At 61.8% G+C, this 19387-nt stretch carries 15 protein-coding genes; 1 reads left to right on the top strand and 14 read right to left on the bottom strand.

Going from position 1 to position 19387, the window contains the following annotated elements; all coding sequences use genetic code 11:
- Positions 1-14 precede the first annotated feature (14 nt).
- The 14 genes from KW839_RS02605 to KW839_RS02540 form a co-directional block, all read right to left on the bottom strand.
- Entirely contained in the window at positions 15-1934 is a 1920-nt protein-coding gene (locus KW839_RS02605) for a hypothetical protein (RefSeq protein WP_218423304.1), read from the bottom strand.
- The gene (locus tag KW839_RS02600) at positions 1931-3235 is read right to left on the bottom strand and encodes an oligosaccharide flippase family protein (protein ID WP_218423303.1); all 1305 of its coding nucleotides are present in this window, start codon (positions 3233-3235) and stop codon (positions 1931-1933) included. The genes KW839_RS02605 and KW839_RS02600 overlap by 4 nt, the downstream gene beginning before the upstream one ends.
- Complete coding sequence (locus KW839_RS02595; RefSeq protein ID WP_218423302.1) at positions 3232-4230, bottom strand: polysaccharide deacetylase family protein; 999 nt, start codon at positions 4228-4230, stop codon at positions 3232-3234. The genes KW839_RS02600 and KW839_RS02595 overlap by 4 nt, the downstream gene beginning before the upstream one ends.
- A 12-nt stretch (positions 4231-4242) precedes the next feature.
- On the bottom strand, positions 4243-5379 hold the full coding sequence (locus tag KW839_RS02590) for a glycosyltransferase (protein WP_218423301.1): 1137 nt from the start codon (positions 5377-5379) through the stop codon (positions 4243-4245).
- Positions 5372-6340, bottom strand: a complete 969-nt coding sequence (locus KW839_RS02585; RefSeq protein ID WP_218423300.1) for a glycosyltransferase — start codon at positions 6338-6340, stop codon at positions 5372-5374. Before KW839_RS02585 ends, KW839_RS02590 begins: the two co-directional genes overlap by 8 nt.
- Positions 6337-7704 (bottom strand): O-antigen ligase family protein, encoded by a 1368-nt coding sequence (locus KW839_RS02580; protein WP_218423299.1) that lies wholly within the window; start codon positions 7702-7704, stop codon positions 6337-6339. The genes KW839_RS02585 and KW839_RS02580 overlap by 4 nt, the downstream gene beginning before the upstream one ends.
- Positions 7701-8795 (bottom strand): glycosyltransferase family 4 protein, encoded by a 1095-nt coding sequence (locus KW839_RS02575; RefSeq protein WP_218423298.1) that lies wholly within the window; start codon positions 8793-8795, stop codon positions 7701-7703. The genes KW839_RS02580 and KW839_RS02575 overlap by 4 nt, the downstream gene beginning before the upstream one ends.
- Positions 8792-10384: a Wzz/FepE/Etk N-terminal domain-containing protein gene (locus KW839_RS02570; protein ID WP_218423297.1), complete on the bottom strand. Its 1593-nt coding sequence runs from the start codon at positions 10382-10384 to the stop codon at positions 8792-8794. Before KW839_RS02570 ends, KW839_RS02575 begins: the two co-directional genes overlap by 4 nt.
- Before the next feature lie 16 nt (positions 10385-10400).
- Positions 10401-11426 carry a polysaccharide biosynthesis/export family protein gene (locus KW839_RS02565; protein ID WP_218423296.1) on the bottom strand — a complete coding sequence of 342 codons (1026 nt, stop codon included), beginning with the start codon at positions 11424-11426 and terminating at the stop codon, positions 10401-10403.
- 22 nt (positions 11427-11448) lie between these two features.
- Positions 11449-12096, bottom strand: a complete 648-nt coding sequence (locus KW839_RS02560) for a CpsD/CapB family tyrosine-protein kinase (RefSeq protein WP_218423295.1) — start codon at positions 12094-12096, stop codon at positions 11449-11451.
- Positions 12097-12843, bottom strand: coding sequence for a sugar transferase (locus tag KW839_RS02555; RefSeq protein ID WP_218423294.1), 747 nt, complete (start codon positions 12841-12843; stop codon positions 12097-12099).
- Between the two features lie 49 nt (positions 12844-12892).
- Positions 12893-13897: an NAD-dependent epimerase gene (locus KW839_RS02550; protein ID WP_218423293.1), complete on the bottom strand. Its 1005-nt coding sequence runs from the start codon at positions 13895-13897 to the stop codon at positions 12893-12895.
- Positions 13894-15246 (bottom strand): UDP-glucose/GDP-mannose dehydrogenase family protein, encoded by a 1353-nt coding sequence (locus tag KW839_RS02545; protein ID WP_218423292.1) that lies wholly within the window; start codon positions 15244-15246, stop codon positions 13894-13896. Before KW839_RS02545 ends, KW839_RS02550 begins: the two co-directional genes overlap by 4 nt.
- Before the next feature lie 527 nt (positions 15247-15773).
- A complete protein-coding gene (locus KW839_RS02540) occupies positions 15774-17714 on the bottom strand; it encodes an acyltransferase family protein (protein ID WP_218423291.1) in 1941 nt (646 codons plus the stop codon).
- Between the two features lie 1004 nt (positions 17715-18718).
- Between KW839_RS02540 and KW839_RS02535 the strand changes: the two genes are divergently transcribed.
- Positions 18719-19387, top strand: coding sequence for an ABC transporter ATP-binding protein (locus tag KW839_RS02535; RefSeq protein ID WP_218423290.1), 669 nt, complete (start codon positions 18719-18721; stop codon positions 19385-19387).

The raw sequence follows: 19387 nt of genomic DNA, 5'->3' as shown, positions 1-19387 counted from the left end.
ACAACCAATGACCTTCATGGGGCGCTCCAGCTCAGGGCGAACAGGGTTTCTGCCGGCAGATCAAAGCTGACGCGACCGTCTTGGCAGTTGAACGGTGCGTCGCGGCTGCGGTTGTCGGCGCCGAAATAGCGCAGGGCCCCTTTGGTCAGCGGGCACGCCACGCCGGCCAGGCTCACACGCTGCAAGCGCGCGCCTTTGTTCACGCCCAGCAGGCTGCGTTGCAGCTCGGTGGCCATGGCCAGGGCGTCGACTTCGAAGGATTCGTTCTCCAGGCGCATCACATCGTGCAGCCAGTGCTGCGCAATGAATTGCTGCGCGAGGCCCACGGGCTTGAGCTCGAAGTGATTGTCACCGAGCACGCGCAGCATGCCCTTGGGGTACTCCGGCTCATCGGCGGCCTGGAAGAAGGCGAGCATGTCGAGCAAGCCGTCCTGGGACGAATTGATCACGACCGAGGCCCACCACAAAGAGGCGTAGTGGGTTTCCTGATCGTAAGGGCTCAGGCTGGCACCGCTGGACATGTTGGTCTGGTCCAGCAGCAAGGCCTTGCGCGGCCGGCCCTGGGCGTCGAGCCCCACCAGGTCCGCGGCGCGGCGCACGCTGTCGCGATAGACACGGGTGGCCAGCAGGTCGCGAATCATCCATTCATGCCAGGCCAGGGCATCGATCTTGTCGCCTGATTCGGCCAGCAGGCGCCGGGCCCAGTCGATGCCGCGCTTGTCGGCGGCGTTGTTGATGAACGGGCCGTTGACGAAACGTGAGCTGGCCGGCATGGCGATGCGTACGCCGGCCTTGGCGTTTTCCGGGTTGCTGCGCACTTGCCGGGCCATGCTGTCGAAGATGCGCTGATAGCTGGCGTAGTCCGGGTAGTTGAGGTTTGGTTCATCGGCAAAGCCGATGTAGTGGGTGCCCTTGCCACCCAGTGCACGAGTAGCTGCAAGCCAGGCGTCGAGACCGGCGTTGCTGGTGTTGTCGGCGCGCAGATCGGCCTGGCGTTGTCTGCCGGCCAGCAGGGTGATGTCCTGGGTGATGCCGAAACGGTCCTGATACAGCCGACGGAATTTGTCTTCGTAGTGCGGCCGCGTCGCCATGATGTCGACCAGGCTGTAATAGGTGGCAGCCTTGACCTGAAGGGCATCGAGCACGGCGAAACTGGAGGCCGGCGGGAGCACGTACGGCAGGGCGACGCCCAGGTTCGGCGTGGTGCCGATTACTTGCGGGCTGAGCGTCAGCCGGACCTGGCCATCATCTTCGCGCAGGGGCTTGAGTTGCTGCGGGTTCTGCGCAAACAGGTTGGCGGTACCGTCGAGCCAGAACGCCACCTTGCCGCTGCCGCGCAGGCGCAGGCGCCATACCTGATCGACCGGGGCCACGGGCAGCTCGACTTTGTCGAACTGCCAATAGGCGGGGTAGGGTTTGAGCGACAGCGACAACTGTTTGCCGTCACCGATCCGCTGTGCCTGCAAACCGCCGACGCCGCCATGGTACTTGCCGGCCAGCACCGCGTGCTCGCCCGCCGCGACCTTGAAAAACAGTTCGTCGCCGTCCCGGGGCTCGGCACTGAAATGCACCTTGGCCGGAGCGAACAGCGCCACTGTGCGATCGTCGTGTTCTAGGGTATAGCGCCGGAAGCTGTAGCCCGGAACCTCCAGCCGGTAACTGGCGGCACCCGGTGCCAGGGGCCAGCTCTGGCTGCCGCGCACTTCACTGGCAGCGATCTTGCGCTCGCCCGCAAGCTTGCCCTGGCCGTCGAGCAGGTAGAGGCGCTCTTCATTGGCCTCGGCCTGCCACGCCGGCGCCCACACGACTTTCAGTATGTCCGGGCGATCGGCTTGCAGGTACAGGCTACCGTCGCGGATGTCGGCCCAACGCATGTGCGCCGCCTGGACCTCCAGGCCCAGGCCAAGGCTCACCAGCAACAGCAGGCCTCTCATGCCGATTTCCGTTGCAGCATCTGCAGCATCGGCGCGACGTCGCTGGGCAGAATGATCAATGTTTGCCAGACCGGTACCTGGCTCAGCCGGCAATACATCACCAACAGGGCAACGGTCACCGCCAGATAGGCGATGGACGATGCGGCGGCGGCGCCGACGATGCCATAGAGCGGAATCAGCAGCAGATTCAGCGCCAGGTTGAGCAGGGCGCCGATGCCCATCAACAGCGAGATTGTACCGGGACGGTTCTTGCCCAGCAGGTCCAGACGCAGGATGCTCGCGTAGCACAGGCCGAGCAGGCCCGGCAGCAGCGCGAGCAAGGCCGGATAGGCCGGTTGATAGGCCGCGCCGAACAGTGTGACGATCAGCCATTGCCCGATCACCGCCATGCTCAGGCAGGCGCCGAGCATCACCGTGGCGGTCAGGCGCAGGGCCAGGGGCGTGACTTTTTCGATGCCTTCTTCCTGTTGCAGCAAGCGTTTCATCAGCGGCGTGGTCACCGCTTCCGGGACAATCAGCAGCAACTCGGCGGCGGCGCTGGCCATGGCGTAATGGCCCAGTGCGGTGGTGCCGAGCAAGGCGCCGATGAACAGGTAATCAGAGCGCAGGATCACTTGCTGAAACAACAGATCGGGATGGCTGCGGGCGCTGTAGCGCAGCAGTTCCTTCTGGCTGCTGCGGTCCCATTGCAGGGTCAGCGGTTGATCGCGCTTGAGCCAGACCCAGCCGGCGATCACCACCAGGCTGATACCCGCCAGCCAGCTGATCAATGCCGCTTCCAGGGCGGCACTTTTCCACATCCAGAACATCGCCAGGAACAGCAGCAACGGGGTCAATGACTCGATCAGACGCAGGGCGTTGAAGGCGACCACACCGCCCGAGGCATTGTGCAAGGTCAGCAAGCCACTCTTGAGCACGGTCAGCGGCACGGCCAGCAACAGCAGCCAGGCGAGCAGGCCCAGTTGCGTGGTGATCTCCAGTTCGGCACCGAACTCGCGCGTCAGCGCAACCGCCAGCAATGTCAGCAAGCCCGCCAGCAGACAGCCGAACACCAATACCTGGCTCAACAGCAAACCCATCGGCCGTTGCTTGGCCGCCTGGAAACCCACCGCCGAATTCAGCCCGCCGCTGGTGGCGGCGCTGATCAGGTCGGGCAGGGTGCTGAGCAAGGCAAACAGCCCGCGTTCGCTGGGGCCGAGTATCCGTGCCAGCAGTACATTGCGCAGCAGGCGCAGGGCAATCATCGCCAATTTGGTGCCCATGCTCAGGGCCAAGTGTTTGAGGTAACGGTTGCGACTCATGGGCGGGCCCCACGGTAGAGGCGCCAGGACAACAGCTCAGGATTGCGCGCAGTGCGCTGGCTGACGCCGAAACGCGGCAGGTTCAGCGGTTCTTCGGTGCCCCGGTAGATTCCGGTTCCGGTACCCAGGGCAAACGGGTAGTCGTGATCGGCTACCTGCCGGCGCACCCGCGCATCGTTATCGCCATTGGGGTAGCAGTAGACCGGCAATGGCCGGTTGCAACCGTTGATCAGCGCCTGGCGGCTGCGGCTCAATTCTTGCGCAAGACGTTGATCGTCGAGCCCGGTGAGGATCGCGTGGCTGGCACCGTGCGGACCGAAGCGCACCAGGCCGGACGCCTCCAGCGCACGCACCTGCTGCCAGTCCAGCGCCTGGGGCAACGACTCCTGCGGGCACTCGTCGGTCAGGCGATTGAGGTCCAGGGGTGACAGGGTTTTGAGGTTCTGCAAAAAGTGCAGCAGGGCCAGACTGCGGCGTTGCCCATCCGCATCATCGTACTGGCCCGGTAATGGACGGCCGATCTGTTGCAGGCATTCGATCAGGTGCAGGCGCGGCTGTTCGCCATGGCTGCCCCAGAGGGTTTCGCCAATGCTTTCCCACCAGAACCGCTGGCGGCTGCCGATGAAATCGGTGGAGAGAAAAACGCTCGCTGGCACCTGATGCTTGTGCAGCAGCGGGAAGGCGTGCAGGGCATTGTCGCGCCAACCGTCGTCGAAAGTCAGCGTCACTTTCGGCCGTTGCGAGGCTAGCGCCGGCTGCAGGATGTCCATCAGCGGCACACAGTCGAAGTGTTTTTTCAGCCACACCAGCAGGTGCTCGAAAGCCTTGGGCCCGACGCATAGCTCATTGCGATGGGGCAGTTCGGCCGCGCTGTCGTCGGCCAGCACCCGGTGCAGCATCAGGATCACCCCGGCGCCGTGCAGTTGATTGCGCCCCACCGGGGAGTTGAGATACAGCCAGCCGCTGGTGCGCTTGAGCAGTTGTTTAATCGCCATGGCTTGCGCCTCTCATCGATTTTGCTCGGGGTTCCATTGGGCATAGCGCTGGCCACGCAGGAATTGCCACAGACCGATACTCATCCCGGCGAGCGTCACCAGGACAAACGCGGCGAGGCGAAAGGGTTTGGGCAAACGGTGTTGCGAATCCAGCAGGCCGGCGATGGCCACCGTGTAACCGCACAGTTGCGCGATCAGGCTCAGACGATAGAAGGCATGCTCGTCCCACAACCAAAAGTTGCTCAGCAGCAACGGCAGCAAGAGGACCGGCGCCAGACGCCGGATCAGCTTGTGGCTGATCAAGGCGATCGCATACAGGCCATGCTTGAACGGGTTCAGCAGTTCCCGGCGCTGGGCCAGGCTTTGCAGGCCGCCGACGGTGACCCGCTGGCGTCTACGGAACTGCTTGTCGGCTTCGTCGACGCCCTGATCGGTCACCCGGGCTTCGGGCACGTAGACAATGCGTTTGGACGCCGCCGGCGCGCAGGTGCTGATAAAGAAATCGTCGTTGACCTCCGCCGGGATGTTCTGGAACAACTCGCGGCGCAAGGCGAGCAGGGCGCCATCGGCGGAAACCATGCAGCCGGTGCGGTTTTCCACCTTGCGCAGCCAGCCTTCGTAGTGCCGATACAGGCTGTCGCCGATGCTCAGGCCTTTGCCGGTCACGGGGATCAGCATGTGCCCGGCGCAGGCGCCCACTTGCGGATCGACCAGGGGCGCGAGCAGGTGACCGAGGGTGTCGTTCGACCATTGGTTGTCGGCATCGGTGAACACCAGAATCTCGCCGCTGCACAGGGGTACCGCTGCGTTGAGCGTGGTGGTCTTGCCCTGGCGTGGCAGGTCGAGCACGCTGATGCGCGGGTCGATGACTTTGCGGGCACAGGCCACGGTGTCGTCGGTCGAACCATCGCTGGCCAGAATCACCTGCAGCGAACGCGCCTGATAATCCTGGGCGAGCACGGTGCGCAACTTGGCTTCGATATGCCGTGCTTCGTTGTGCGCGGCAATCACGATGCTCACGTCCATCGGTTGTGCCGGGCCGTGACGTGGCGCCGGATACAGGGGCGCGAGCAAGGTCAGCAGCAGCGGATAGCCGAGGTAGGCATACACCGGTAATAGCAGGCACAACCAGAAAATGAGTTCAGCCACGGGCGGGCCTCCTGGCATTCCAATGACAAAGGCTGAGGATGAACGCGGCGCCGGCCAGGTGCAGACGCACCCAGTGCAGGCCCCAGAGTTGCAGGGTCAGGAACAGGTCACGGTGTCTGGCGCTCTGGCGCACACTCAAGACCAGTGCCGGCAGGGTGGTCACCAACACCATCATCAGCGCGTGATGGGGGAAACCATCGAACAGGGCGGATATCGCCAAAAAATCCAAAAGCCAGACCACCAGCGACAGCATCGGAAAGCGCAGCAGGCGCAGGCTCGCCCCATGGGTACGCAGCAGTTGCAGATGGCTGCCCTGGCGCCACAGTTCCTTGCCCATCCACTCGCGCCAGGTGGCTTCGTAACCCCAGTGCAACGCCACACTCTGGTTGACCGCGAGCAGGCGCGCGCCGGCCTCGGCCAGGCGCATGGTCAGTTCCTTGTCTTCGCCGGTACGCAACTGTTCATTGAAGCCACCGACCTTTTCGAACCAGCGACGGCGCATCAGCAGGTTGGAGGTGGGCAACCATTGCACGACCTGCAGCGGCTGGGCGTCGGGGCGCGCTGTGCGGCGTTGCCAGGCATCGGCGAACCACGGGGCCTCGGTCGGGGTGTGCAAGTCCAGACCGATCACGTCGGCCTGGCCATCGGCCTCGAGCTCGATGAGTCGCACCAGCCAGTCCTCGGGCATTTCGATATCGGCATCGATGAACGCCAGCCATTCGCTGCGGGCAATGGCTGCGCCGCGATTGCGCAGGGCGCCAATCAGCAACCCGGGCATCACCAGTACCTCGGCGCCGAATTGGCGGGCGATCTGTGGGCCCTGATCGGTGGAGCCGTTGTCGACCACGATCAACTCGCACTTGAGGCCGGCAGCATCGGCGGCATGTTGCGCGGCAAACAGGGTCCGGCTGATGTGCCGCGCTTCGTTGTACATCGGAATGACGATACTGATGCTCTTCATGCCCTGGCCTCCGTCAGTGGCGTTTGTTCCGCTTGGGTGCGCAGCACGCTGGTCAGCGCGAGCATGATCCACAGGTACTTATGGTTCGGTGCGCTGAGGAACATCAGGAACAAGGTCAACGACAGGAAACTCATGCCCAGGTGGGTCAAAACATTGGCCTGATCCCAATTGCGCCGCAGCATCCAGGCGCGTCGGGCCCGGGCCAGGTTGTACAAGCCCAGGCCCAACATTCCGACAAACATCAGGCCGGCGGGTATTCCCAGTTCACTGAAGATTTCCAGGTAAGTGTTGTGGGCGCGGCGGTACAGGTCCTCGGGCTTGCCGGTGTTGGAAAACGCCTTGGCGTAGCCGGTGGTTGCGTAGTGCAGCGGGAAGGTGCCGGGGCCGGTGCCCAGCAGCGGGTTCTCGGCGATCATCGCGCTGCCGACCACAATGTAGGAAGAGCGACGTCCCAGGGAGGGGTCCTGACTCTTGGCGCCGGAACTGAGGATGCTCAGCGACTGAATGCGCGCCACGTATCCGGCCGGCATCGCATACAGCGCCAGTGGAATCACGATCGCCAGGCCCAGCATGGCGAAACCCAGGTGGCGCGGGCGGATGCGCGGCAAGTAAGCGCGATAGTGCCATGCGCCGATCATCAGGCTCAGGAACAGTACCACCAGGCCGGAACGGGAGTCGGTCTTGGTCATGCCGCCCAGCAGCAGGAGCGTGCAGCCACCCCAGAAAATCCGCTGCAACAGGTTTGGGCTGCGGATCACCAGCAGCAGGGCCAAAGGCACAGCGAATGCAATCAACAGGGCGAAGTTGTTCGGGTCCTTGAGCAAGCCCGAAGCTCGCCCCGCTTCCTGATATTTGGCCGAGAATATCGCCATGGCACAGGTTACGGCGATGCTGACGACCACCAGCCGCGAGAACATGGCCAGATTCATCTCGCGCCCGATCAGCAGGGTGATGACAAACAGAATCACGCCCACGCTCAGTTCGCGCAGATGGCCAAGGGAGATGCCCATGTTGTCGGTGTTGAGCATGCTCAGCAGGTACAGGGTCATGAAGCCGACCAGGTAGCGCCAGATGTTGCTGCGCAGACGCTCGGAGGGAATCTGGTGCATCGCCAGTTGCAGCATCAGGATCAGCACCAGCGATGCGCCGAGGAACTTGGAACCGGAAAAGGCGTTGTCCTTGAACAGGCCTTCAAAGGGCAGGATGGCGGCAATGCCCAACAGGCCCCAGGTCGGCTTGCGGTACAGCAGCGCAACGCCCACCAGGCCCAGCACCGCTCCCGGCGCCAGAAAGGGATAAGGGCTGGCCAGCAAAGCGAGGCAGACCAGACCGAGCAAACTGACGATCGAGAGCGGAAAAATCACGCGCGTGCCTCCCGTGCAGTACGGATATAAAGCTGCGACCAGCGTTCGGCCAGGGCCTTGAGGTCGTAACGGTCCAGTTGGGTGCGCCTGGCGTTGTCGCTCAGTTGCCGGGCCAGGGCCGGCTCAGCCAGCAGCGTGTCGATCTGGCGGGCGAGGGCGACGCTGTCGGTGGGCGTCGCCAGCAAGCCGTTGTGCCGATCCTGCAGCACGTCGGGAATGCCACCGACCCCGAACGCCACCACCGGCACGCCGGCCTGCATCGCTTCGAGCAGAATCATCGGCGTGCCTTCGGTGCGCGAGCTGATCACCAGCGCATCCAGTCGCCGCCACCACTGGCGCATCTCGGTCTGGTAGCCCGGCAACGTAATGCGTTCGCGCAACCCGGCGGCTTCGATCCGCACCTGCAGAATTTGTCGCTCCGGGCCATCGCCGAGCATCACGGCGTCCAGTTGCGGGTACTGCTGACACAACGGGATCAATGCATCGAGAAACAGGTCCGGACCTTTTTCACTGCTCAATCGTCCGACGTACCCGGCCAGCCAGCGCTGGCGTACGCCGACCGCTGGCGGCGGCTCGTTGGCGGCCGGCAGGCCGTTGGGAATGACCTGCAGTTTTTCCGTGCGCACATTGGCCTGGCGGTGCAGCACGGCGATGCTCTCGGCGACGCAGACCACACGGTCCACCGATGCGGTGCGGCACAGTTGCAGGCTCAGCCAGGTGTAGAACTTCTGCTTGCGACTGCGCGGGGTGAAGCCGTGCTGGGTAATCACCAGCGGCAGGCGCAACAGCGTGGCGCCGACCCAGCCGAACAACAGCCCTTTGAAATTGTGCGTATTGATCAGCGGGCGCTGGTCTCGCCGCTGGCGCAAATACCCCAGCAACTGACCCAAACCCGCGCAGCCCTGACAATCGACGCCGGCCTGGCGAAAGCGCGCGACGAGTTCCGGCGGCGCATCGAGAAACAGCACCTGGTGCTGTCCCGGCGTTGCCAGGCAATGGTCCAGCAGCATCCGCTCGGCCCCATAGAAGCCGCCGCTGCTGAGCAAATGAATGATCGGCAGGGCGCGAGGGGTACCGAGCGGCGCGTTCAATTGCGCACCCAATGCAGCAGGCCCGGAACGCTCCAGTTCTTGTGCGGATTGCTTGGCAGGGTGTTCTGCTCGTTGATCACCAGCAGCACCGGCAGGCCCAGTTCATGGGTGATTTGCGCTGGATGCTTGAAGCGGTGATCGAAGAACTCACGCACGTAGACCAGGGCAATCGCCAACAGCAAGCCGGTGAACAGGCCGAACGGGATAATCAGCATCGGCTTGGGGAACGCCGCTTCAGTCGGTTCAAACGGTGGGCTGAGGACCCGTGCGTTAGACAGGTCGTTGTCCAGTGCCCGTGCGGTGCTGCTTTCGGCAAAACGCTGGGCGTAGGTGGAGAACGCCGCGTGCAGGGCGTCGATCTCGGTGTCCATCTGTCGCAGCTTGCTCTGGGTTTCCTGCAACTGGTGGATGCGGTTCTTGAACTCGGCGATGCGTGCGGTTTTCTGGTCGATCACCGAGCTGACAACCGCCAGGTCGTTGGTACGTTCCTGAATCCGGTTGCTCACCACTTTGAGGAACTGGGCGCGGGTGCGGGTGATTTGCTCACGCGCCAGCAACATCGGTTCACTGCTTGGCTGGAAGATCGCCAGGTCGCTCATGTAGCGGCTGACCAGGGTCGTCAGTTGCTCGCCCAGTTGCTTCACCTCACGGTCTTCGAAGGCCACGTTATCCACGGTGGTGGTGAAGGTATAGGGGAAGGTGTAGTCGTTGAATCTGGCATTGCTGGCAGCGGCCAGGTTGGTCTTGAGGTAGTCGAGCCAGCGTTGGCTCTGCAGCAGGCGATCCTGATACAGGTTCAGCGCTTGTTCCTCGGTGTTGATGGCGTTGAGGCGGAAGGTGATTTCTTCCCGGGGATCGGACGAGCCAATGCTTTCGAGCATCGTCAGGCGATTGTTTTCCAGGCCATCGAGGCGCGACTGGTACTGCGTTTTCTTGGTTTCGTAGAAGCTCTGCGGCAGGTCGATGGACTGCAGTTCCTGACGACTGACCAGGTAGTTCTGCAGCAGCGCCGCGACAAACCGGGTGCCTTGGGCCGGGTCGGGGAAACTGTAGATGATGGAAATCACGTTGGAGCCAGGCAAGGTCTCGATCTTCAGATCGTCGGACGCTTCCTGGGTCAGGGCATCGAGCAGGGTGTCACGTACCGGATCGGTTTCCAGGCCGAGCATATTGCGCACCGGATTGACCAGGTGTTCGCGAATCGGGTGAGTCACAAAACGCTGGATCGGCTCAAGTACCAGCTTGTTGAGCACGCTGACAGGGGGATCGTACTCCCCCTTGTCGCGCAACTGGCTGATGGTCTGCCGGATCAAGGCTGGCGAGCGCAGGATATTGCTCTCGGTTTCCATGTCCGCCAACGAAGGTGGAATGAAGGACGCATTCTCCTGATTGAGCGAGGTAGTGGCATCGCCCTGGGAGAGTTTCTTGGATTGCACAATCACCTGGGCGGTGATGTCGAAGGTCTGCTTGAGCAACAGCGGCAAGACCAGGGCGATCACTGCAAAGACCAGGAAGACTCGTTTCACCAACTGCTTGTTGGCGAAGAAGATCCTGAAGAACTCGTGCAGGTAGTTTTCCTTTGGATTCATAACGGTCACCTGTGAGTTAGTCGTCACTGTCTTTGTTGTCGACGCGGTAGCTGAAGCTCATGCCCACGCCCTGGAACAACACCACGTCCGCCAGTTGCCGTGCCAGTTCACCGGCGCTGGCCAGTTTGGTCTTGGGCACATAGAGCATGTCGTCGGCTTGCAGGTAGGCGATCTGGGTGGCGTCGCCAGACAAGGCTTTTTCCACGTCGTAACGGTGCGCGACCACCTGATTGCCGTTGCGCCGCATGATCATCACCGAGTCCAGGCGTGCCTTGATGTTGGAGCCACGGGCCATGGTCAGGGCTTCGAGGACCGACACCGGACGGCGGATGGGGTAGGACCCCGGCTGCCCGACTTCACCCAGTACATAGATTTCGTTGCCGGCGGTGGACTTGAGCAGCACGTCCACGGTCATCCGCCCGGGCAGTTGGGCGTAGCGTTTGTTTAGGAAGTCTTCGAGCTGATTGACGGTCATGCCTTGCAGCGGCACCGAACCGATTTCCGGAAAGCTGGCGTAGCCGTCGGTGCCCACGGTGATCTCACGGCTCATGCCGGTGCCGGGGTGGTTGAGTACGGACCTGAGGTTCTGCTCATTGGTCAGCGGGGTGGTGACGACCACCGACAGCTGATTGCGGTTGGGCTGGAACAACTGTTTGCGCTCGTACGCGCGCTGGATCTCCTGACGGGCTTCATCACGGGTCAGCCCTTCGATTTTCACCGAGGTGTTGGCACCGGGCAGTTCGATGGTGCCGTCAGGCATCACCAGTTGGGTGCCGTTGAGCTGGCTGGCGGCAGTGAAGTTCAGCGCGACGGTGTCGCCGGACTGCACGCGATAGGCATTCGAGCCACTGGTGCTGATGTGGAAGATCACGTCCAGCACATCTTGAGGGCGCAGGGTTTGCTCGACCTTGGGTACATCGGTGGCCTGGGCATTGGCCGGTGCGGCAGTGAGAATCTGCACCGGCATGCTTTGCGCGTTATCGGAGGTGCTGGAGCAACCTGCAAGCGGCAGCAACAGCAGGACAAGCATTCTGGCGTTCATGGCGTCATCCTTTTCTGATTGCTTACAGGTTTTTGTACAGCCACTTGGGCATGTAGTACTTGCGTCGGTTGAACACGCTGCCGACCAGTTTCGCCCCGGCCTGGCTCAGGCGCTGGACCGCCGCCTGAGCGACTTCCCAGCGGGTGTCTTCAGAACGCACGACCATCACCACGCCATCGACCTGTGCGCTGATGACCAGGGTATCGGCGGCCGAATACACCGCGTCACCGTCGATCACCACGAAGCGGTATTGACTGCCAAGCTGATTTAACAGCGGGCTCAGGCGCTCCGGCGTCAGGTGTTCGGTGCTGCGCGAGTAACGACCAAACGGCAGGATGTGGAAGGGCAGGCTGGACACGTTGACCACGCAGTCCTGCAATAGCGGTGGGCTCTGATCATTGAACAGCAGGTCGCGAAACCCCAGCTCCCTGGTCAGCCCCAACTGTTGTGTGAGGTTGGTCGCCGACTGGCTCGCGTCTACCAGCAACACCAGGCCGCCGCTCATTTGCGCCAGCTGGCTGGCGAGCGCCAGGGCGCTGGTGGTGGTACCCGTGCCGGGGTTGGCGGCGGTCAGAAAGAGGATCCGCAGATCTTGATCGAGTACGGCCGAAGTCAGGTTGGACTCGCTCGGGTTGGCAATGCTGAGACTTTTGGCAATTGAACCGTCCATTTAACTGGCTCCGTGTCCGCTGAACACTTTGAAGGGGGTTTTCAAAAGAATCTTCAGATCAAGCAGCAGGCTCTGCTTGGCGATGTAGCTGAGGTCCAGCTCAACGCGCTGGTCGAAGTCGATGTTGCTGCGCCCGGAGATTTGCCACAGGCCGGTCATGCCGGGGTAAATGCTCAGGCGAGCGAGATGACTGTCCTTGTAGCGGTAGGCGTTGAACGACGTCGGCCTGGGGCCTACCAGGCGCATGTCGCCGGTGACCACGTTGAACAGGTTGGGCAGTTCGTCGAGACTGGTACGTCGCATGAACCCGCCGATGCGGGTGATGCGCGGGTCCTTGTCGATCTTGAAATCGATGGCGTCGGCCCCGTGTTTGTTCAAGTGCCGCAGGGACTCCTTGAGCTCCTCGGCATTGGCCACCATGGTGCGGAACTTGTACATGCCGAACATGCGGCCGCGGTAACCGGTGCGTTTCTGTACGAACATCACCGGGCCCGGGCTGGTGAATTTGACGACCAGTGCCAGCCCCAGCAATACGGGCGAAATGATCAACAGGATCGACAGCGCACCGAGGCAGGCGAGCACGCGATTGGTGCGCGACAAGGTCCATGGGCGGCCACCGTCTCGACCGGTAACCCAGCCACGGCCCTGCATATGAATGGCGGCATCGATGCGCATGCGCTGCTCGGGATCCAGGCGCTTGTCGGGGCGCAGTTGATTTAGCGGCACACTTTTCTCATGTCCAGTCATAGGGTCCTCCGCAGTCTTCGCCGCGAGCAGCATGGTCGATGGGTAGTTATCAGTAGTAAGTGCGAAACCAGGCGATGAACCGCCCGAGTCCCTCATCCAGCTCGATTTGCGGCTGGAAACCGGTCGCTCGTGCCAGGTCGCTGGCATCGGCGCAGGTGTTGAGTACGTCGCCGGGTTGCATGGGCAGCAACTCGACCTGGGCTTTTTGCCCCAAGTGTTTCTCCATTAGCGCCAGGTAATCCTTCAGCTCCACCGGATGCTGGCCGCCGATGTTGTAGATCCGCCAGGGCGCCATGCTGGTGGCCGGGTCCGGTAGCTCGCGGTCCCATTGCGCATTGGCCTGTGGCGCACGGTCGATCAAGCGGGCGATGCTCTCGATGATGTCGTCGATATAGGTGAAGTCGCGCTGGTGCTCGCCGTAGTTGAACAGCTTCAGTGGCTGGCCTTCGGCAATCGCCCGGGCGAACTGGATCGGCGACATGTCGGGGCGGCCCCACGGACCGTACACGGTGAAAAAGCGCAGGCCGGTACAAGGAATGCCGAACAGGTGGCTGTAGCTGTGGGCCATCAGTTCGTTGGATTTCTTGGTTGCGGCGTACAGCGACAGCGGGTGATCGACGTTGTCCTGCACCGAGTACGGGGTGTGCTGGTTGGCGCCGTACACCGAACTGGACGAGGCGTAGATCAAATGCCTGACCGGGTGCTTGCGGCAGCTTTCGAGGATGTTGAGGAACCCGCTCAGGTTGCTGTCGACGTAGGCTCGCGGGTTTTCCAGGGAGTAACGCACCCCCGCCTGGGCGCCCAGGTGAATGACCACCTCGGGTAGCTCCTGGGCAAACAGAGTCTCTATGGCCGTGGCATCGGCCAGGTCAATCGTCGAGAGCTGGAAAGGGCCGGCCTGCTCCTGCACCCAGCGCACGCGATCGTGCTTGAGTTGCGGGTCGTAGTAGTCGTTGAAGTTGTCGAGACCGAACACCTGGTGCCCGTCGCGCAACAACCGCAATACGCAATGGGCACCAATGAAGCCGGCCGCTCCGGTGACGAGGATTTTCATGGGCGTACAGCCTCGGGGACGATGTGGCGCAAACCGATGCCGCTGTAGTGCAGACCCGCCGCCGCGACTTGTTCAGGGTTGTACAGGTTGCGTCCGTCGACGATCACTCGTGAGCGCAGTTTGCCCGCCAGCAGATCGAAGTCGACGACGCGAAAGTTTTTCCATTCGGTGCAGATCACCAGGGCGTCGGCGTCTTCCAGGGTGTCGTCGCGGGTGGCGCACAGGTGCAGGTCATTGCGATAGCCGTAGAGGCGTCGGCATTCGGACATGGCTTCCGGGTCGTAGGCCTGCACGCTCGCGCCTTCGGCCCACAGTGCTTCCATCAGATAGCGGCTGGGTGCTTCGCGCATGTCATCGGTGTTGGGTTTGAAGGCCAGCCCCCAGATCGCGATGGACTTGCCGGCGAGCCCCTCGGGAAACTTCGCCCGCAGTTTGCTGAACAGGATATGCCGCTGACTGTCGTTGACGTCTGTGACACTGCGCAGCAATTTGAGCGGCATGCCATTGTTTTCTGCGGTATGCAGCAGGGCGCGCAGATCCTTGGGGAAGCACGAACCACCGAAGCCGCAACCCGGGTAGATGAAGTGATAACCGATGCGCGGGTCCGACCCGATGCCTTTACGCACCGATTCGATGTCCGCCCCGAGCAGTTCGGTGAGGTTGGCCAGTTCGTTCATGAAGCTGATGCGCGTAGCCAGCATCGCGTTCGCTGCGTACTTGGTCAGCTCGGCGCTGCGGTTGTCCATGAACATCAGTTTTTCATGGTTACGGCAGAACGGCGCGTAAAGCTCGGCCATCTGGCTGCGGGCCTCATCGTCAGCCGTGCCGATGATGATGCGGTCCGGGCGCATGCAATCGGCCAGGGCGCTGCCTTCCTTGAGAAACTCCGGGTTGGAGACCACCCGTACTTTCAACCCGCTCTTGCCCCGGCGCTGCAACTCCTGAAGGGCGGTGGCACTGACCTGGTCGGCGGTGCCGACCGGCACGGTGGACTTGATGATCAGGGTGCGGTCGGCCTCCATGTAGTCGGCAATCTGCCTGGCCACGTTGAGCACATGGCTGAGGTCGGCTGAACCGTCTTCATCGGCGGGCGTCCCGACGGCAATGAAAATCAGCTCGGCGTGCTCCACCGCATCACTGGCCTGGGTGGTGAAGAACAACCGTCCCGCCTTGATGTTTTCCTCCAGCGTGCTGGACAGCCCCGGCTCACTGATCGGCGGTACGGCTTGTTGCAGTTGCTTGATCTTGTTCGGATCAATGTCGACACATAGCACCCGATGTCCGACATCGGCCAGTGCCGCTGCTTGTATCAGGCCGACGTAGCCCGTACCAAAAACGCTCACGTCCATTTTGGCGTGCCTCACAAGACGGTGAAGAAGAGAGAGGAAACATGTGTGCCAAAAGGGGTATAGACCAGCCTCGGGAAAGTGCGTCAGCAAAATGGCATGTTAAATCGGTAAGACATTCCCCAGGTTTGGGGCTATGTGCCACTAAACGCCTGCTGGTCTTGGGTTTGCCATGATTTTGCTGGCTTGTGAGACCTTTGAATAAATCGATGGACGGTCGTAAGCGAGGATATTCAAGGGTTGTAGCTGGTCGAGTGTGTCAGATTTGAGTCACCGTTTTTTTGGCGCCTTACTAAATAGTTCGGTTATTTTTGTTCCTGGGTGGCGTAATGCTACTGCCAAAAATGGGCCGACAAATTATTGGCGGTTAAGGTTTTTGGTCATTGCAAAGACAATGATCAGGCCTATTGAAGGTGGGCGAAAAATCTGTCGGCCTTTGGCCGCGAGAGTGGGTGGAGGCAGGCACAAAGTGCGCCTCGATCTGATTGCGTTGAGGTCGAGAATGGCGCCCACCGAGAGCGCCAGTCGACTCAATTGACGCTGGCATCTGCTGGGCGCACGTCGGCGGTACTCGCCGCCTTCACCGGGTCGTGCAGCAGGGTGAAACCCCGGCTGAGCAAGGTGTCGCCAATGAAGCGCGCCCCCACTTCATTCAAATGCGAATCATCGAGGTACAACAGCTTGCCCTGGATGATCGGGCTGCATACGCCTGCCGGGCATATCACCCGATTGGGATCGATAAATCGTACCTGCGGGAACTTCGCCTGCACGTCCGCCCAATAGGGCGCCAAGGCACTCTGTGGCACCGCGCAACTGCGTTTGGAGTTGAACATCAGGCGACGGATCGGGCAGCTCGCGGCCTTTTCAATGTGCTGGTTGCTCAGAATGACAATCACCTGGCCGCTGTTCTCGACCACGCGCTTGATACTGGCTTCGACCAGGTCGCGGGCCCTGGAATCCTTGGGCCAGATCGCTGCCAGCACCACATAGCGGTATTGGTTCTGCTCGATCAGGCTGAACACCCGTTCATTGCGTTTCGCACAATGGGCGGCATACACCGGGGGCATGTCGGCGGTATAGCCGATGATGGGCGGGCACGAATCCATGGTGTAATCCATGAGCGCGATGTCGTTCGGTCTGGCCAGGATATCGACCATGCCGGTGAAGTGATTGGCGAACGAGTCGCCGATCATGATGCCGTCCACCCCGTCCTTTTTCGCGCCCAGGCGGCAGTTGTCGTTGGGGGCTTTGTTGTACAGCGCATTGGGGACGTGACAGCCGCTGCGAATCTCGCTGGGCTTGCTCAGGGTCATGGCCTCAAGCGCCGAAACCCCCGTTCCGAAGCGTTGTGGAAAACCGTTGAACTGCAGACTCAGCGCCGCCACTGCGGCCAGCCCCAGGGCCGGCAGGGCAAAGCGGCGGGTGAACACCCGGGAAAACTGCCAGGTCGCCCCGTTGCGCCGAAAAGGCACCTCGACAAATCGCCAGGACAGCCACGAGAGCAGGATCGAGGCGGCGATCAGCAGCGTCGCCACTGGCAGGTCGATGGCGATGCCCAGGTAGTTCAGGTAGGCAATCAAGGGCCAGTGCCACAGGTACAACGAATAGGAAATCAGGCCGATGAACACCATCGGCCGGCTGGTGAGCAGGCGTGAATGCCGGTCACCGCTACCCGCGAGAATCAGCAAGGCAGCACCGAGGCAGGGAATCAGGGCGTTGAACCCGGGGAAGGTGGAATTGGCGTTCAGGGCAAACAGCGAGAAGCCGATCAACAGGTAACCCGCCAGGGCAAGACCATGGGCCGCCAGTTTGCCGATGACCCGCGGCTGGTGCAGATAGATCCCGAGCAATCCACCCAGCATCAGTTCGAAAAAGCGCGTGGGCAGCAGGTAGTAGGCGGCCGTCGCGAAGACCCCGGTGGCATATTCGGAAACGCCCACCGCAGCCACCACGCCAATGGCCAGCACCGGCAGCACGTAGCGCGGCGCCAGGCGATAAAGCAAGACGATGAACAGCGGCCAGATCACATAGAACTGCTCTTCAATACCCAGCGACCAGGTATGCAGCAGCGGCGCTTCACTGGCATCGGCGGCGAAGTAGTTACCGTACTTGACCCAGATGTACACGTTGGAAACACCCAACAGCGAGAGCAGGGCGCTGACATTGAGCCGGACCAGGTCCACCGGAGACAGGATGAAGGCGCCCAGGATTACTGTCGCCAACAACACTGTGACCAGCGCCGGAACGATGCGGTTGATGCGGCGCTGGTAAAAGCCCTTCAGCGAGAAGGCATTGCGTTTGACTTCGGAAAACACCTGGGAGGTGATCAGGAACCCGGAGATCACAAAGAAGATATCGACGCCAACGAAGCCGCCGGGTAACAAGCTGCTGCCCAGGTGATGCAAGAACACCGCAATCACCGCTACAGCCCGCAGCCCGTCGATGTCGGAGCGGTATTTGCCTTGAGTCATGCGCCTGACCATCCTTCTCAGTGGAACCATCCATCGACATCCTCCCCCGTGACATTCACTGTCTGGATCCAGGACACTTCACCACTGGTCATTTGTAGCTGGAAAATGGCAGTACGCAAAATCAGCGGCCATGAATCGGCGCGCTTAATTTCCCGGCCACCTCAGGCACCGCCATCGTGAGCAGGCTCGCACAAGGGATCCGTGGCGGGCACAGGCTTGGCATTCACCGAAGATCAAACTGTGGGAGCGGGCTTGCCCGCGATGAGCCCGGCACATTCGACATCACTGGTGACTGACAGGCCGCCATCGCTGGCAGGCCAGCTCCCACAGTGTTTGTGGTCGTACGCAGATTTTGTGACTGCTGCAGATTTTACTGTGGGAGCGGGCTTGCTCGCGATGAGGCCGGCACATTCGACATCACTGCTGACAGACAGACCGCCATCGCAGGCAAGCCAGCTCCCACAGGGTTTGTGGTCGTACGCAGATTTTGTGTCCGCTCCAGATTTACTGTGGGAGCGGGCTTGCTCGCGATGAGGCCGGCACATTCGACATCACTGGTGACTGACAGGCCGCCATCGCTGGCAGGCCAGCTCCCACAGTGTTTGTGGTCGTACGCAGATTTTGTGTCCGCTCCAGATTTAATGTGGGAGCGGGCTTGCTCGCGATGAGGCCGGCACATTCGACATCACTGCTGACTGACAGACCGCCATCGCTGGCAGGCCAGCTCCCACAGTGTTTGTGGTCGTACGCAGATTTTGTGTCCGCTGCAGATTTACTGTGGGAGCGGGCTTGCTCGCGATGAGGCCGGCACATTCGACATCACTGCTGACTGACAGGCCGCCATCGCAGGCAAGCCAGCTCCCACAGGGGATAGGGTGCCCAACGGTCAGCACCGCATCGTTCATCGCCAGGGCCGCCGTCGTCAGGGACTGGCAAAAGCGTCACCGGACAAAAACCATTCAGGGCCGCTATCCTTGGCCCAGGCTTATTGAACGGGTCATCCCATGCTAGAAGTCCGCGGCGTTTTCAAAAGCTACGCCACAGCCCAGGGGCCGTTGCCGGTGCTGCAAGGCGTCGATCTGACGCTCAGGCCCGGCAGCAGCCTGGCGCTGATGGGCGAGTCGGGCAGCGGCAAAAGCACCTTGCTTCACCTGATCGCCGGGCTCGACCAGGTCGACTCCGGCAGCATTCGCAGTGGCGAATACCGGCTGGAACAGATGAATGAAGGGCAACTGGCGAACTGGCGGCGCAGCCAGATCGGCCTGGTGTTCCAGCAATTCAACCTGATCGGCAGCTTGCGCGTCGAAGACAATCTGGCAATTCAGGCGCGTCTGGCGGGGCGCCACAACCCACGCTGGCAAGCGCATCTGGTACACCGCCTGGGTCTGGGCGACTTGCTGCAGCGTTACCCGGAACAACTCTCAGGCGGTCAACAGCAACGGGTAGCGCTGGGCCGCGCCCTGGCCTCGCAACCTGAACTGTTGCTGGCCGACGAACCCACCGGCAGCCTTGATGAAGCCACCAGTGCCGAGGTGTTGACGTTGCTGCTGGAGCTGCTCGACGACAGTCCCACGACCCTGCTGATGGTCACCCACAGTCCCGCTGTAGCGGCGCGCCTGGCGGAAAAGGTGGTGCTGCACGGTGGTCGCCTGGCCGCTGTGGCTGAACACTGA

This window comes from Pseudomonas sp. PDM31 (genome assembly GCF_019218965.1).
Classification (GTDB): domain Bacteria; phylum Pseudomonadota; class Gammaproteobacteria; order Pseudomonadales; family Pseudomonadaceae; genus Aquipseudomonas.
The sequence above is the reverse complement of the archived record's forward strand: the minus strand, read 5'-3'. Positions and strand labels throughout refer to the sequence as shown.

What these genes read in the sequence shown, in the direction of transcription:
- KW839_RS02550 (WP_218423293.1), bottom strand. Translation starts at nt 13,897, where the DNA reads ATGAAAATCCTCGTCACCGGAGCGGCCGGCTTCATTGGTGCCCATTGC.
- KW839_RS02595 (WP_218423302.1), bottom strand. Translation starts at nt 4,230, where the DNA reads ATGGCGATTAAACAACTGCTCAAGCGCACCAGCGGCTGGCTGTATCTC.
- KW839_RS02600 (WP_218423303.1), bottom strand. Translation starts at nt 3,235, where the DNA reads ATGAGTCGCAACCGTTACCTCAAACACTTGGCCCTGAGCATGGGCACC.
- KW839_RS02570 (WP_218423297.1), bottom strand. Translation starts at nt 10,384, where the DNA reads ATGAATCCAAAGGAAAACTACCTGCACGAGTTCTTCAGGATCTTCTTC.
- KW839_RS02535 (WP_218423290.1), top strand. Translation starts at nt 18,719, where the DNA reads ATGCTAGAAGTCCGCGGCGTTTTCAAAAGCTACGCCACAGCCCAGGGG.
- KW839_RS02560 (WP_218423295.1), bottom strand. Translation starts at nt 12,096, where the DNA reads ATGGACGGTTCAATTGCCAAAAGTCTCAGCATTGCCAACCCGAGCGAG.
- KW839_RS02540 (WP_218423291.1), bottom strand. Translation starts at nt 17,714, where the DNA reads ATGACTCAAGGCAAATACCGCTCCGACATCGACGGGCTGCGGGCTGTA.
- KW839_RS02565 (WP_218423296.1), bottom strand. Translation starts at nt 11,426, where the DNA reads ATGAACGCCAGAATGCTTGTCCTGCTGTTGCTGCCGCTTGCAGGTTGC.
- KW839_RS02585 (WP_218423300.1), bottom strand. Translation starts at nt 6,340, where the DNA reads ATGAAGAGCATCAGTATCGTCATTCCGATGTACAACGAAGCGCGGCAC.
- KW839_RS02545 (WP_218423292.1), bottom strand. Translation starts at nt 15,246, where the DNA reads ATGGACGTGAGCGTTTTTGGTACGGGCTACGTCGGCCTGATACAAGCA.
- KW839_RS02605 (WP_218423304.1), bottom strand. Translation starts at nt 1,934, where the DNA reads ATGAGAGGCCTGCTGTTGCTGGTGAGCCTTGGCCTGGGCCTGGAGGTC.
- KW839_RS02555 (WP_218423294.1), bottom strand. Translation starts at nt 12,843, where the DNA reads ATGACTGGACATGAGAAAAGTGTGCCGCTAAATCAACTGCGCCCCGAC.